Source organism: Kitasatospora sp. NPDC001132 (assembly GCF_053598415.1).
Genome location: NZ_JBSFKF010000002.1, coordinates 117,381 through 132,540 on the forward strand (window position 1 = coordinate 117,381; position 15,160 = coordinate 132,540).

At 74.3% G+C, this 15,160-nt stretch carries 9 protein-coding genes; 7 read left to right on the plus strand and 2 right to left on the minus strand.

All coding sequences use genetic code 11. The features are described from left to right. Positions 1 to 120 precede the first annotated feature (120 nt). Positions 121 to 4,044 carry a non-ribosomal peptide synthetase family protein gene (locus ACWDBE_RS02745; protein ID WP_449807027.1) on the minus strand — a complete coding sequence of 1,308 codons (3,924 nt, stop codon included), beginning with the start codon at positions 4,042 to 4,044 and terminating at the stop codon, positions 121 to 123. A gap of 266 nt (positions 4,045 to 4,310) precedes the next feature. Here ACWDBE_RS02745 and ACWDBE_RS02750 point away from each other — a divergent pair, with 266 nt between their 5' ends. From ACWDBE_RS02750 to ACWDBE_RS02780, 7 genes are all read left to right on the plus strand, one after another. Then, a complete protein-coding gene (locus ACWDBE_RS02750) occupies positions 4,311 to 5,009 on the plus strand; it encodes a GNAT family N-acetyltransferase (RefSeq protein ID WP_449807028.1) in 699 nt (232 codons plus the stop codon). Positions 5,010 to 5,291: 282 nt separating this feature from the next. Then, positions 5,292 to 6,554, plus strand: coding sequence for a MurT ligase domain-containing protein (locus ACWDBE_RS02755; RefSeq protein WP_224281748.1), 1,263 nt, complete (start codon positions 5,292 to 5,294; stop codon positions 6,552 to 6,554). Between the two features lie 46 nt (positions 6,555 to 6,600). Next, positions 6,601 to 7,329 carry a type 1 glutamine amidotransferase gene (locus ACWDBE_RS02760; RefSeq protein ID WP_392876158.1) on the plus strand — a complete coding sequence of 243 codons (729 nt, stop codon included), beginning with the start codon at positions 6,601 to 6,603 and terminating at the stop codon, positions 7,327 to 7,329. 351 nt (positions 7,330 to 7,680) lie between these two features. Further along, positions 7,681 to 8,706, plus strand: coding sequence for a 6-phosphofructokinase (locus ACWDBE_RS02765; RefSeq protein WP_392876160.1), 1,026 nt, complete (start codon positions 7,681 to 7,683; stop codon positions 8,704 to 8,706). A gap of 156 nt (positions 8,707 to 8,862) precedes the next feature. After that, positions 8,863 to 9,861, plus strand: a complete 999-nt coding sequence (locus tag ACWDBE_RS02770) for a 2-hydroxyacid dehydrogenase (protein WP_449807029.1) — start codon at positions 8,863 to 8,865, stop codon at positions 9,859 to 9,861. Positions 9,862 to 9,954: 93 nt separating this feature from the next. Beyond that, positions 9,955 to 10,998 (plus strand): helix-turn-helix transcriptional regulator, encoded by a 1,044-nt coding sequence (locus ACWDBE_RS02775; protein WP_449787499.1) that lies wholly within the window; start codon positions 9,955 to 9,957, stop codon positions 10,996 to 10,998. A 68-nt stretch (positions 10,999 to 11,066) separates the two neighbouring features. Continuing rightward, the gene (locus ACWDBE_RS02780) at positions 11,067 to 13,913 is read left to right on the plus strand and encodes an AAA family ATPase (protein ID WP_449807030.1); all 2,847 of its coding nucleotides are present in this window, start codon (positions 11,067 to 11,069) and stop codon (positions 13,911 to 13,913) included. 149 nt (positions 13,914 to 14,062) lie between these two features. Here ACWDBE_RS02780 and ACWDBE_RS02785 read toward each other — a convergent pair whose 3' ends face one another. After that, the gene (locus ACWDBE_RS02785) at positions 14,063 to 15,067 is read right to left on the minus strand and encodes an alpha/beta fold hydrolase (protein WP_449807031.1); all 1,005 of its coding nucleotides are present in this window, start codon (positions 15,065 to 15,067) and stop codon (positions 14,063 to 14,065) included. Positions 15,068 to 15,160 lie beyond the last annotated feature (93 nt).

The window sequence follows — 15,160 nt, forward strand, 5'->3', positions numbered from 1 at the left end:
CGGCGGAAAGCCGAGCCATCCCTATCCGAAGGGGCTCCCCCGCTCAGGGATCCTGGGCCATCCGTGAGCGTTTCCGGAGCATTCGATCAGAAGCGGCATCCGGTCAGCGGTGCCGTCCGGTCAGCGCCCCGGGCGCTCGCCGGGCACCGTCCGCTCCACCTCCCGGATCGCGGCGGCCAGCTCGGCCACCCCGTGCTCCCGCAGCACCCCGTAGTGGTCGCCGGCCAGGTCGACCACGGTGGGCGGGGCGGCCGAGTAGCCGCTGCGGCCCTCGATGAAGGAGTAGTCGTCGCCCGCTGCCTTGAAGAGGGTCACCGGCGCCTCCAGCCGCCGCTCGGCGAGTTCGCGGAAGCTGTACTCGAACTCGTAGGTCTCACCGACGATCCCGGTGATCCGCCGGATCAGCTCCTCGTCCAGCTCCGGCAGCATCCGGTGCACGACGGCGACGAAGGTCGACTCGTCCACCGTCTCGGCCAGGCAGCGTTCCAGTTCGGGGCCGCCGATCCGACCGGTGAACACCCCGAACAGGATGGTGAGGTACCCCGGGTCGGTGTACGAGGCCTCACGGCCCCGCCGACGGCCGTCGCCGTGACGCACCTTCGGGTTGCCGGGGCAGATCAGCAGCAGGCGCTCCACCCGCTGCCCGGCCCGCTCCAGCTGCCAGGCCGCCTCGAACGCGACCCGGGCGCCGAAGGAGAAGCCCCACAGCGTGTACGGGCCCCGCGGCTGCACCCGGCGCAGCTCGGCGACGTCGGCGGCGGCCATCTCCCGGATGGTCGGGTACGGCGTCTCGCCGGGGTTGATGCCGTACGCCTGGACGCCGTAGAACGCCCGGCCCCCGCTCGCCTCGCGGCCGAGCGGCCGCAGGTTCATCGGGTAGCCGCCGAGGCCGGGCCAGCAGAACACCGCCCGGCCGGCGTCGCCCGGGTGCAGCGGTATCAGCCGGGAGGCCGCGCCCCCGCCGCCGCTCTCCCCGCGGCCCCCGCCGTCGCCCTCCCCGCGCGCCCGCTCGATGCGCCCGGCCAGGTCACCCAGCCGGGGGCACTCGAAGAGCACCTGCAGCGGCAGGGCGACGCCGAACTCCCGGTTGATCCGGTTGACCAGGGCGACGGCGATCAGCGAGTTCCCGCCGACGGCGAAGAACTCGTCCGTCACCGACACGTCCTCGTAGTTCAGCGCCCGCCCCCAGGCCTCGGCCAGCCACCGCTCGCACCCGGTGGCCGGGGCGACGAACTCGCCGCGCACGTCGGCCGTGCGGACGGCCTCGGACGCGGCCAGCGCCTTGAGGTCCACCTTGCCGTTCGCGGTGAGCGGCAGGGCGTCCAGCACCAGCACCCGGCCCGGCAGCATGTAGTCGGGCAGCAGGGTGGCCAGTTCCTCCTTGATGATCTCGGCCGGGCCCTTCATGTGGACGGTGTCCTCGTGCATGCCCTCGCTGCGGATCTGCTCCTCGCTCACCTTGCCGCCGAGGAAGAAGTACGACGGTCCCGGCGTGATGCCGCGGCCGGCCAGGATCTCGTCGATGCGGCGGGCGGCGGGCAGCGGGTGGCCGGATTTGGAGCTGTAGCCGGAGGACATGAAGCCCATGGCCAGGCCGTTGCGCTGGAGGCGGTGCAGCACCGCGCCGAGTTCGACGTACTGCAGCCACTCCTCCTCGGTTCGGCTGACGGCGGTGATGCCGAACGAGGCCCGGGCGTAGACGGCCTGGTTGATCGCGATCACGTGCCGGGACTCCACCACCTCGTCCGAGCAGTGCGTCAACTCGCCGTCGGCGTACCGGTAGAGGCCGCCGGGCAGGCCGTCCACCCGGCCCTCGTGGGCCTGGACGTACAGCTCGACGCGCTCGGCCCGCGCCGGGCCGCCGGCCCGGACGACGGCGAAGCCGCCCAGGTAGTGGTCCTCCTCGGCGACGTCCAGCCGGTCCTTGACCGCCGGGTCGAGGCCGAGCGGGCGCACGTCCAGCCCGTACCCGGGCAGCACCTCCGCCAGGACGCCCAGCATGTGGCCGGTCTCGAACTCCAGCACCTCCCGGATGTTGTTCTTGTAGACCGGCTCGACGGCGCCGTGCTTCCCGGAGAAGTGCAGCGTCAGGTAGGGCTCGGACGCGGGCTCGGCGGGCCCGATCCGGACCAGGACGTGCTCGACCGGGTGGTAGTAGTACAGCCCGGCGGCGAGCCCGTCCAGGCCGTCGGTCTCCAGGTACAGCTGGGTCGCGTACAGCGCGCCGGGCGAGGCGTAGGAGTACTTGGGCAGCAGCCGCTCCTCGCTGTGGAACTGGCCGAACCACCGCAGGACGCGGCCGAGTTCCGGCAGGCCCAGGAGCTCCGGGTCGCGGCCGCAGGCGCCGGCCGGGCGCGGGGCGAGCAGCGCGGTGAGGTCGTCCCGGGTGACGGCGCCGCCCTCGTAGAACCGGTAGGTCTTGCGGGCGAAGGTCTCCCGGCGCTGCTCCTCGGTCTCCTTCCGTCCGGGCAGCTCGACCCGTTCGCGGCCGGCCAGTCCGCTCCGGTCGCGCAGGCCCGGGTCGGACAGCTGGGCCTTGACCTGGAGCTTGCTGGCCTTGGACTGGTGGTGGCCGCCGTGGCTGCCCTGGTCCATCAGGGCGGCCTCGCGCGGGTTGAGTTCGACGCAGGCGACCAGGTTCGGGTGCCCGGTGCGGTCGTCCCCGGTGACGACCGCGGCCGCGCGGCGCACCCAGGTGTGCTCCTCGATCGCGCGGGCGATCTCGTCCAGCTCGACCCGGTACCCGCGCAGCTTGACCTGGTTGTCCACCCGGCCGGCGAACTGCAGGGTGCCGTCCGGGTTCCACTGCACGAGGTCGCCGGTGCGGTACAGCCGCTCGCCGGGGTCGAACGGGGCGCGGACGAACCGCTCCGCGGTCAGCTCCGGCCGGTTCAGGTAGCCGCGGGCGAGCTGGACGCCGCCGATGTACAGCTCGCCGACGCCGTCGGCGGCGACCGGCAGCAGCTCCTCGTCGAGGACGTAGCACCGGGTGTCGGCCACCGGCCGGCCGATCGGCACCGAGCCCGCGCCGTCGCCCGGAGCGGCCGGGTCCACCAGGTGCGAGGTGGCGTTGATGGTGCACTCGGTCGGGCCGTACAGGTTGACCAGCGCGGCCTGCGGCAGGGCCTGGAGCAGGTCGCGGGCGAGCCGCCGGGAGAGTGCCTCGCCGCCGGCGAACACCCGGGTCAGGCCGGTGCAGTCGGTGAAGCCCTCGGTGTCCAGCAGCGCCCGCAGCAGGGTGGGCACGCACTGGAGCGCGGTCACCCGGTGCCGCCGGACGGCGGCGACCAGCGCCTCCGGGTCGCGGTACAGGCCGGGCGTGCCGGCCACCACCCGGGCGCCGACGGCGGGGGCGAGGATCTCCCACTGCGCGGCGTCGAAGCTCATCGGGGTCTTCTGCAGCACCGTGACCTCGGGGTCCAGGTGCCCGGCGGAGTGCATCCAGCGCAGCTGGGAGACCACCGAGCGGTGCTCGATCATCACGCCCTTGGGCCGGCCGGTGCTGCCCGAGGTGTAGATCACGTAGGCGAGCGACTCCGGCGCGGCGGCGTCCTCCGCCGCGTCCGGCAGCGGCTCGGCGTCCTCGAAGGTGACGACCGCGGTCCCGGCGGGGGCCAGTGCGGCGAGCCGCTCGCGCAGGTGCGCCTGGGTGAGCACGATCCGGGTGCCGCTGTCCTCGAGCATGTAGCGGAGCCGGTCCTCGGGGTACTCGGGCGACAGCGGCAGGTAGCCGGCCCCGGCGTGGAGCACGCCCCAGGCGCCGGCGACCAGCTCGACGGACGGCTCGACGTACAGGCCGACGCAGCCGTCCGGGCCGGCGCCCAGCCGGCGCAGCCGTACGGCCAGCCGGCGGGCCGTCCCGGACAGCTCCCGGAAGGTGAGGCCGCCGCCCTCACCGAGGACGGCCGGCGCGTCGGGCCGGATGCCCGCCTGCCGGTCGAGCAGCCCGGTCAGCGCGGTGCCGACCGGAGCACGGCGGGCGTGCGGGACGGCGGGGGTGGCGGTGTCGGTGTCGGTGGTGGGGACGGACGGGGTGTCGCGCATGAGGAATGACTTTCGATGGTGCGTGGACGGACGGGCCCGGTGCTCCCGCTCACCAGGAGCACCGGGATCGCCACCCACCGTCGGCCGCCCGGCGTCCCGGCCGCATGAGGCACCGGTCGGGACCTGCGCGGGTGCCGTCCCGGCCGACCCGCCCGACGTCCCGGGCGGGAGCCCGCCCGGTCCCACGCCTCCCGAGCGCCGCCGGGCATTCGCGCGTTCACGATCACGTAACCGAACGGAAGCGCACCGTCGGTAGCGTCGGCGGCATGAAGGCATCCCGCACGCGCCCCGAACGGCTCTGGCACCGGCCCTTCCGCAGGTCCGACCGCAGGTGCGCGGCGCCCCAGGGCCAGGCCACCCGGCTGCCCGCGCTCACCGGCGGCCCGTACCGGACCGGCCGGCCGCAGCCGCCCGCGGAGCATGCCGCCGGCCAGGCACCGGAGGCCCCGTCCCGGCTGTCCCTGCCGGACGGGACCGAGCTGCTGCTGCGCCCGGCCGGGCCGGCCGACCGGGCGGCGGCACTGGCGATGCACGGCCGCTGCTCCCCCGCCGCGCTGCGGCTGCGCTACCACGGCCCGGTCCGCGACGCCGGCCGCTACCTGGACCACCTGCTGGACCCCCGGCACGGCCGCAGCCTCGTCGTGACCGCCCCGGACGGGCGGATCGTCGCGCTCGGGCACCTGATGTGGGACGACGGCGAGGCCGAGCTGGCCGTCCTGGTCGAGGACGCCTGGCAGCGGCGCGGGCTGGGCCTGGCGCTGCTGCGGCGGCTGTCGGCGGCGGCCCGGGCGGCCGGCGTGGGGACGGTGTACGCGGTGACCCACGGCGACAACGCCGGGCTGATCGCCGCGATGCGGCGGCTGGACGCGCCGCTGGACTTCCGGGCCGAGGACGGCACCCTGGTGATCACCGCCACGTTGGCCGCCGCGGATCCGGCCGGATGCGCCCACCGTCCGCACCGCTGATCATTTCTTCACCAGATCCTTACCCGGGTCGCTCGGGAACCCCGCGGTGCCCGTGGAGCGTCGTGAAGGAGTGGGGGTTTGGAGCCGATCCCTTGGGGCCGCTCCGTACACCGCTCTCCCCGGCAGGCCGTCAGCGACGCCCGCGAACGCGTCGCAGCAGGCGGCACGGGGTCCGGATCGTCCGGTCGGGCTACGGAGTCGGTAGGCTGACCCCCGTCCCCGCCGCCCGTCGGCCCGTTATCCGGCCACGGGTGGTGCCGCAGCAAGGAGGAACCACTGAGCATGGCAGGCACCGAATCGGAGCCCACAGGCGCACGCGACGCCTCGCTGCCGGCCCGCGCCAAGATCGCGGTCACCGCCGGCCGGGTCGCCGCCGCCGTGTCGCGCAAGGCCGGGCGCGGGAGCGGCTCGGTGATCGGCGGCAAGGTCGCCCTCAAGCTCGACCCCGACCTGCTCGCCACCCTCGCCGACCACCTCGACGTCGTCCTGGTCAGCGCGACCAACGGCAAGACCACCACCACCCGCCTGATCGCCGAGGCGCTGCGCGCCGCCGGCCCGGTGGTCTCCAACGCCCTGGGCGCCAACATGCCGGCCGGCATCACCTCCGCCCTGGCCGGCGGCACGGACGCCCGCTTCGGCGTGATCGAGGTCGACGAGAAGTACCTGGCGACGGTCGCCCGCGACACCCGCCCCAAGGCGATCGCCCTGCTCAACCTCTCCCGCGACCAGCTCGACCGCGCCGCCGAGACCCGGATGATGGCCGAGAAGTGGCGCGAGGGCCTGCAGAACACCGAGGCCGTGGTCATCGCCAACGCCGACGACCCGCTGGTGACCTGGGCCGCCTCCTCCTGCAAGAAGGTGGTCTGGGTGGCCGCCGGACAGGCCTGGAAGGAGGACGCCTGGTCCTGCCCCGCCTGCGGCGGTGTCATGCAGCGCCCCGGCGACGACTGGTTCTGCCAGGACTGCGGCTTCCGCCGTCCCAACCCGCACTGGGCGCTCCAGGGCACCCACGTGATCGACCCGCAGCGCGGCGCCTGGCCGATCCAGCTCCAGCTGCCGGGCCGGGCCAACCTGGCCAACGCCACCAGCTCCGCCGCCGTCGCCGCCGTGTTCGGCGTCGCCCCGCAGGTCGCCCTGGAGCGGATGCGCTCGGTGGCCGCCGTGGCCGGCCGCTACGACGTGGTCCAGTACCAGGGCCGGGACATCCGCCTGCTGCTGGCCAAGAACCCGGCCGGCTGGCTGGAGACCTTCTCGCTGATCGACGGCCCGCCCGCCCCGGTGATCCTCTCCGTCAACGCCCTCGACGCCGACGGCACCGACACCTCCTGGCTGTGGGACGTCGACTACGAGCGCCTCGCCGGGCACCCGGTCTTCGTGATGGGCCAGCGCAAGCTGGACCTGGCCGTCCGCCTGGAGGTCGCCGGGCTCCAGTTCCACGTGGTGGACACCCTGGAGCAGGCCGTCCGGATGGCCCCGCCCGGCCGGATCGAGGCCATCGCCAACTACACCGCCTTCCAGCAGCTGCGGAAGGTCGTGGCCGGCTGATGCCGCGCCCGCACACCAGTCTTTACGTGACGGAAGGCCTTCGAGGATGAGTGAGAGCAGCCTGCGCGTGGTCTGGGTCTACCCGGACCTGCTCAGCACCTACGGCGACCGGGGCAACGCCCTGGTCGTGGAGCGCCGGGCCCGCCAGCGCCACCTCAACGTGACCCGGATCGACGTCCGCTCCGACCAGGCGATCCCCACCAGCGGTGACATCTACCTGATCGGCGGCGGCGAGGACCGCCCGCAGCGCCTGGCCGCCGAGCGGCTGCGCGCCGACACCGGCCTGGTGCGGGCCGCCGAGAACGGTGCGATCATCTTCGGCGTCTGCGCCGGTTTCCAGATCATGGGCCACGAGTTCATCAACGACCTCGGCGAGCGCGAGCCGGGCCTGGGCCTGCTCGACGTCTGGACCACCCGCGGCGAGGGCGCCCGCTGCGTCGGCGACGTGCTCGCCGACGTCGACCCCCGGCTCGGCCTGCCGCAGCTGACGGGCTTCGAGAACCACCAGGGCGTCACCCACCTCGGCCAGGGCGTGCAGCCCTTCGCCACCGTCAACGTCGGTCGGGGCAACGGCACCGGTGACGGCACCGAGGGCGCCTGGCGGGACACCGTGTTCGGCACCTACCTGCACGGCCCGGTGCTGGCCCGCAACCCCGCCGTGGCCGACATGCTGCTGAAGCTCGCGCTGGACGTCAGCGCGCTGCCGCCGGCGGACACCACCTGGTACGACGCGCTGCGCGCCGAGCGCATCGCGGCCGCGACGCGCCCCCAGTAGTACATCCGTACGCCCCGGCCGGGTGCCCGCCATGCGGTCACCCGGTCCGCGGGCGGCCCCGGAAGTACCACAATGGGGCTGCCTACTGCACACCCTCCTCGGCAGCAGGCTGCAATTCCGCGCGGGGGCGCCGACGGCGCCGCTCCCGCGTCGGCTCCTGCCCGGCCGGACCAGGGGCCGTATGCTCGACTTCGCGGCCGTTTTCGGACGTTCTGTCCGGATCGGCCGGTCCTTCACCCCTCGGCCACCTCCCCGCCACCCCGGTGTGGGAGCGACCCGTTACGGTGACGGCTCGTCGTCCCAGCCTGTAGTCCGGCCGTTCCTCGGTTCTGCTCGGGAGTTGCAAAGCTAATGCGTATTGGAGTGCTGACCAGCGGCGGTGACTGCCCCGGCCTGAACGCGGTGATCCGTTCCGTGGTCCACCGGGGGGTGGTCGACCACGGCGACGAGATCATCGGGTTCGAGGACGGGTGGCGCGGGTTCCTGGAGGGCCACCACCGCCCCCTGACCCTGGACTCGGTGAGCGGCATCCTGGCCCAGGGCGGCACCATCCTCGGTTCCTCCCGGGTCCAGCCGAGCCACCTCCGGGACGGCGTCGAGCGGGCCAGGAAGTACTGCTCCGACCTCGGTCTGGACGCGGTCATCCCGATCGGCGGCGAGGGCACCCTGAAGGCCGCCAAGCTGATGAGCGACGCGGGCCTGCCGATCGTCGGCGTGCCGAAGACCATCGACAACGACATCGCCGCCACCGACGTGACCTTCGGCTTCGACACCGCCGTCTCGGTGGCCACCGAGGCGCTGGACCGTCTGAAGACCACCGCCGAGTCCCACCAGCGGGTCATGGTCGTCGAGGTCATGGGCCGCCACACCGGGTGGATCGCGCTGAACGCGGGCATGGCGGCCGGCGCGCACGCCATCGTCGTCCCGGAGCGCCCGTTCCACATCGACAAGCTCACCGAGGTCGTCCGCGAGCGCTTCGACCGGCAGAAGAAGTTCGCCATCGTGGTCTGCGCCGAGGGCGCCAAGCCCGAGCCCGGCACCATGCACTGGGAGGAGGGCACCAAGGACATCTACGGCCACGAGCGGTTCACCGGCATCGCCACCCAGCTCTCCCGCGAGCTGGAGCACCGTCTCGGCAAGGAGGCCCGCCCGGTGATCCTCGGCCACACCCAGCGCGGCGGCACCCCGACCGCCTACGACCGGGTGCTCGCCACCCGCTTCGGCTGGCACGCCGTCGAGGCCGTCCACAAGGGCGCCTTCGGGCACATCACCGCACTGCAGGGCACCAACATCAACCTGGTGCCGCTGGCCGAGGCGGTCGCCGAGCTGAAGACCGTGCCGCAGGACCGCTACCTGGAGGCCGAGACGGTCATCTGACCGCCCGCCCGCACCCACAGGCCCCCGGCCCCCGCCCCGCGCGGTCCGGGGGCCTCGTGCTCGCCGGATCCGGTGGACGACGGCCCCGGCTTCGGGTGGGCGCGGTCTCCCGCCTCGGGTGGGCGCGGCCCGACCCCGGCCGTTAGCGTGTCCGGCATGGAGATCCTCGCGTACGGAGTGCAGGCCGACGAACGGCCACTGCTGGAGCAGGCCTTCGCCGGCCGGCACGGGCTTCGCTGCCTGGACGTGTTCCTCAACCGCGACACCGCGCCGCTGGCCGTCGGCTACCCGGCCGTCAGCAGCAGCGTCAACGCCGTCCTCGACCCCGAGACCCTCGCCATCCTCGCCGCCGGCGGCACCAAACTCGTCGCCCAGCGCTCCACCGGCTTCAACAACATCGACCTCGACGCCGCCGCCAAACTCGGCCTCACCATCGCCCGGGTCTCCCACTACAGCCCGTACTCGGTGGCCGAACACGCCTGGGCCCTCGCCCTGGCCGTCAACCGCCGCCTCACCCGCGCCGCCAACCGCACCCGCGAGTTCGACTTCCGCCTCGACGGCCTGCTCGGCCGGGACGTCCACGGCATGACCGTCGGCGTGATCGGCACCGGCAAGATCGGCGAGTGCTTCGCCCGGATCGCGGCCGGCTTCGGCACCGAACTCCTCGGCTGGGACATCGCGCAGAACCCGGCCTGCCTGGAACTCGGCATGACGTACACCGAGCTCCCCGAACTCCTCACCCACGCCGACCTGGTGAGCCTCCACGTCCCCCTCCTCCCCGCCACCCACCACCTGATCGACGGGGGCGCGCTGGCCCGGATGAAGGACGACGCCATCCTGATCAACTCCAGCCGCGGCGGCCTCATCGACAGCGCCGCCCTGGTCGAGACCCTGCGCGCCGGACGCCTCTCCGGCGTCGGCCTCGACGTCTACGAGGAGGAGACCGGCCTCTTCTTCACCGACCGCTCCATCCAGGGCATCACCGACGACACCCTCGCCCGCCTCGTCACCTTCCCCCAGGTCGTGGTCACCAGCCACCAGGCCTACTTCACCCGCACCGCCGTCGGCCAGATCATCGACGCCACCGCCCGCAACATCGACGACTTCGCCGCCGGCCGCCGCAACGAGAACACCCTCGTCCCCACGAGCAGGTGAGCCGCGGTGCGGCGGCATCCCGGGCCCCAACACGGCGCAGTAGCATGGCCCTTCGGGCACGCCCGCCCCAGTGAACCGACTGGAGGGTGGAACATGGAGCTCGTCGGCCGGCACCAGCAGGTGGGCCTCCTGACCCGTCTGCTGTCCGAGTCGCGGAGCCGGGGCAGTGCCGTGCTGGTCCGTGGCCCGGCCGGAATCGGGAAGACGGCCCTGCTCGCCGAAGCCGCCGTCCTTGCCGAGGCCTCGGGATACCGGGTGTTGCGCACCAGCGGCGTCGAGGCCGAGAGGGGCATCCCCTACGCCGGCCTGCGGATGCTCCTGCGCCCGCTGGCCGCCGGGACGGCGGAGCTCGCGGCGCCGCACCGACAGGCGTTGGAGGCCGCCCAGGGGCACGCCGAGGCCGACATCCCGGACGTCTTCCTGGTCGCCCTGGCGGCCCTCAACCTGATCGCGGACACCGCGGCGGTCGCCCCGGTGCTGGTGCTGCACGACCCGGCGGACCCCGCGTTCCAGGTCGCCCTGCGGCTGACCACCCTCGGCGACCTGGTCGACGCCGCGACGCACTGCGGACGCACGGCGGAGGTGCTGCCCGTCGTGGCGGAACTGGAAGCGGTGGCCGAACTGACGCCCGCCCCGGTCCTGCACGCCGACCTGCGCCTGGCCCGGGCGCTGCTCGCCGCCGACGGCGACGCCGGACCGCTGTTCGAGACCGCGCTGGGCACCGACCTCAGCGCCCTGCCACTGGTCCGGGCCCGCACCCACCTGGCCTTCGGCGAGTGGCTGCGCCGCCGCCGGCGCAGCGTCGAGTCCCGGGACCACCTGCGCACCGCCCGCGACATGTTCGACGCGCTCGGTGCCATCCCCTGGGGGGAGAAGGCCCGCCGGGAGCTGCGGGCGGCCGGCGAGACCAGCCGCGGCCGGGCGCCGGACGTGCGCGACCGGCTGACCCCGCACGAACTGCAGATCGTCCGTCTCACAGCCGACGGCCTGACCAACCGCGAGATAGGCCAGCGGCTCTACCTCTCGCACCGGACGGTCAGTTCGCACCTGCACCGAATCTTCCCCAAACCCGGCGTCGTCTCGCGCACCGAACTGCGCACGGTGGCCGGCGTGCTGCGCCGATCGGCCGTCATGTGACGCTCGATCATCACGCCACGGTGCGCCTACCGTTCCCCCGTCGGGGTTGCGAGGACGAGGGGGTCTCCATGGCGGGGCACGGGCCGCGGACCGGCGCGGGACGGCCACTGGTCGGCCGCTCGGCCGAACGCGAGGTGATCGGACGGTTGCTCGACGCGGTGCGCGAGGGGCTCGGCGGCGTCCTGGTGCTCGTGGGCGAGGCCGGGATCGGCAAGACGCGGCTGCTGGACCACGCGGCGGCCCTGGCCGCCGGCGTGGAGCTGACCAGGCTGGTCGGCGTCGAGGCCGAACAGCCGCTGGGCTACGGCGCGCTGCACCGGCTGCTGCGCCCGCATCTGCACCGCGTCGACCGGCTGCCCGGCAGGCAGCGGGACGCGCTGAACGCGGCGTTCGGCCGGGCCGACGCCGCCCCGCCGGACCGGCACCTGGTGGCCCTCGCGGCCCTGACCCTGCTCTCCGACGTCGCCTCCGAGCAGCCGATGCTCTGCCTGGTGGACGACGTCCACTGGCTCGACCGGGAATCGGCCGAGACGCTGGCCTTCGTCGCCCGGCGACTGCACGCCGACTCGCTGGGCCTGATCTTCGCGGCCAGGGACGACCCCGGCGGCCGCACACTCTTCGAGGCCGTGCCGCACCTGCGGGTCGGCGGGCTGCCCGCCGCCGACGCCCGGCACCTGCTCGCCCTCGCCGTGCCCGGCCACCTGGACTCCGCGGTCGCGGAGCGGATCGTGGCCGGCACCGGGGGCAACCCGCTGGCGCTCATCGAACTGGGCGCCAACCTGGGCGCCGAACAGCTGGCCGGGGTCGCGCCGGTGCCCGAGCCACTGCCGGTGGGCAGGCTGCTGGAGGAGCACTTCCGGCAGTCGGTCGCCGCCCTGCCCCCGGACACCCGGACACTGCTCCAGCTGATGGCGGCGGCGCCGACCGACGACATGGCGGTGGTGTGGCAGGCGGCGGGCGTGCTCGGCCTGCCGGCCCGGGCCACCACCGCGGCCGTCGACGCGGGAATCCTCAACCACGGGGCCGGCGGCGGGTTCCGGCACCCGCTGATCCGGTCGGCGGTCTACGCGGCCGCCTCCGGGGAGGACCGGCGGCGGGTCCACGCCGCGCTCGCGGCGGCCAGCGATCCGGCCCGCGCGCCCGACCGGCGCGCGTGGCACCGGGCCGAGGCGGTCCCCGGCCCCGACGACTCCGCGGCGGCGGACCTGGATGCCGCCTCCGACCGGGCCCGGGCCAGGGGCGGCCACTGCGCCCAGGCACTGTTCCTGTCCAGGGCCGCCGAACTCACCACCGACCCGACCCGACGCGCCGAACGCTACCTCGCCGCGGCCGAGGCCCACCTGGCCTCCGGCGACCACGCCGCGGTGCAACCGCTGCTCGACCTTGCCGTACCCGCCCTCGACCGTCCCGCCGCCCGGGCCCGCGCGCTGCGCATCCGGGCCACGGTCGAGCTGTTCAACACCCGGATCGACCGGGTCCCGGCCATGATGCTCGACGCCGTGGCCGAACTCGGCGACGCGGACCCCCGAACGACCCGGGAACTGCTCTACGAAGCCGTCCACGCCGCCCTCATCGCCGGAGGCCCGGTCTACCGCACCACCTCGGCCGCCGTGGCCCGGGCCGTGACGGCCGCCCCGCCTGAGCCCGACGACCCGGCCTGGAGCCCCGGCGGGCTGATCGAAGGCTTGTGCCTGCGCTCGACCGGCGACTACCGCGGCAGCGTGACGGCCATCCGGGCGGCCCTGGCCCGGCTCCGCTCCGCGGCCGAACCGCGCAACACGGCAAGCCCGTTCAGCGTCATGGTGAGCATCGCCGCGATCGAGGTGTGGGACATCGAGGCGTACGTGGGGATCGTCGGCCGACTGGCGGCCGTGGACCGCGGCAACGGAGCGCTCTACGGCCTCAGCCTGTCCCTGTCGGACCTGGCGTACACCGAGATCTGGAACGGCCGGCCGGACGTGGCGGAGGCGCTCTACGCGGAGGCCGACGACTACGCCACCGCGATCGGGCTCACGACGCACGGGGACCTGCGCCGGGCCCTGCTGTACGCGTGGACGGGCCGGGAGGCCGAGGCGCGCGCCGCCGCGGCGATGACGGAGGCCGTCGCCGGTGCCCACGGACTGGGCCTGCTGCGCCAGTTGGCGCTCCACGCACTCTGCGTCCTGGAACTCGGCCGGGGGTGCTACGAGGAGGCGCTGCGCCATGCGCTGACCGTCTGCCGCGAGGACGCGCCGTCCCAGGGCAACCAGGTGCTGCCGCTGCTGGTCGAGGCCGCCGTCCGCACCGGCGACCGGAGCACGGCGGCGCGTGCGCTGGAGCGACTGGAGGAGCGTGCGCCGCTCGCCGGAACGCCGTGGGCGCTGGGGCTGCTGGCCCGGTGCCGGGCGCTGGTGGCCGAGGGCGACGAGGCGGAGGGGTGGTACGCGGAGTCGGTCGATCTGCTGGGGCGGGTGCCGTTGGCCGCGGAACGGGCCCGGTCGCGCCTGCTGTTCGGCGAGTGGCTGCGGCGGCGCCGGCGCCGCACCGAGGCCAGGGTCCAGCTGCGGGCCGCCTACGAGCAGTTCGAGGCCGGGGGCGCGGCGCTGTTCGCCGAACGGGCCCGGACCGAGCTGCTCGCGACCGGGGAGACGGCGCGCAGACGCGTCCCGGGGACCAGGCTCGATCTCACCCCCCAGGAACGGCGGGTGGCGCTGCTGGCCGTGTCGGGACTGACCAACGCCGAGATCGCCTCCCGGCTCTTCATCACGACCTCGACGGTCGAGTTCCACCTGAACAAGGTGTTCCGCAAGCTCGGCATCACCTCGCGGCGGAAGATCGCCGCCGCCCTCGACCCGACCGCCCTCGACCCGACCGCCCTCGACCCGACCGCCCTCGACCCGACCCGGCTCGCCGACGGTTCCTCGACCTCCGGGTAGGGCCCGCCTCCTGGACTCCGACGGATCACAGCGCGGGCACGGGCCCGTGGCTGCGGGTCTCAGGCAGGGGTCGTTCTCCTCCCGCGGCGAGGGCGGCGGGACCGCGCGTCGTCGCGTGGTCCCGCCGCCCCGGAGCCGGTCCTCGATGGTCAGGGCCGACCGAGGAAGTCGAGCAGTGCGGCGGTCAGCTCCTCGGGGTGCTCCTCGTAGATCCAGTGGCCGGAGTTCGGGACGGTCACGCCGGTGACGTCGGTGGCGTACGCCTTGACCTGGTCGCCGACGGCCGGGCCGAGGCTGCCCGACGCGCCGATGGCGAGCACCGGCATCGGGAGCGGGGTCCGCTGGAACCGCTCGTCGTCGTGGATGTCCTGCGGGAACACCCGGAACCAGGCCAGGCTTGCCGCCAGGTGGGCGGGGTCGCGCAGGTAGTGGGCGTACACCCGGATGTCGTCCTGGCTCACCGCGCCCGGAACGCCCTCGAACCCGCCGATGAAGCCGGCGGTCCAGGTGACCTCACGGCCCCGGATCATGTTCTCCGGCAGGCCGTCGGTCAGGTTGAAGAACCCGAAGTTCCAGACCCCGGGGCCCCGCTCGGTCAGCGAGGGGAACTGGTAGATGCCCTGGTCCGGGATCGGCGCCTCGCTGAGGACCAGCTTCTTGACGGTGGCGGGGTACTGCGCGGCGTAGGAGTAGGCGACCATCGTGCCGATGTCGTGGCCGACGATCCGCACGTCGTCGTCCTTGCCGAGCGACACCAGCAGCGCGTGCAGCTCGGCGGCCATCGTCTTCTTGTCGTAGCCCGAGGGCGGGGCGTCGCTCTGCCCGGCGCCGGGCAGGTCCGGGGCGATGACCGTGTAGTGCTCGGCCAGGGCGGGCATGATGCGGTGCCACTCGTACCAGGTCTGCGGGTAGCCGTGGAGCAGCACCAGCGTCGGCCCGTGGCCGCCGGTCACGTAGTGCAGGCCGATGCCGCCGGCCCGGGTCCGGTGCTCGCTGAACCCCGCGGGGATCCGTTCACCGGCGGACGAGAGGGAGGAGGCGGACGTGGGGGCAGCGGCGGTGCTGACCGCCGTCGTGCCCACGGCGACGGCCACGGCCAGGGCCGCGCCGAGCAGTCGGCGGTTGCCGCGGGTTCCGGGCAGGGGGAATCTCACTGGGCGCTCCAGGGCGGGTGACGGGTGACGGAGGATCGGCGACCCCTGGCTGGGTGCCGGGTTCGGCGGACGTCGGTCGTGCCGCCGTCCGCG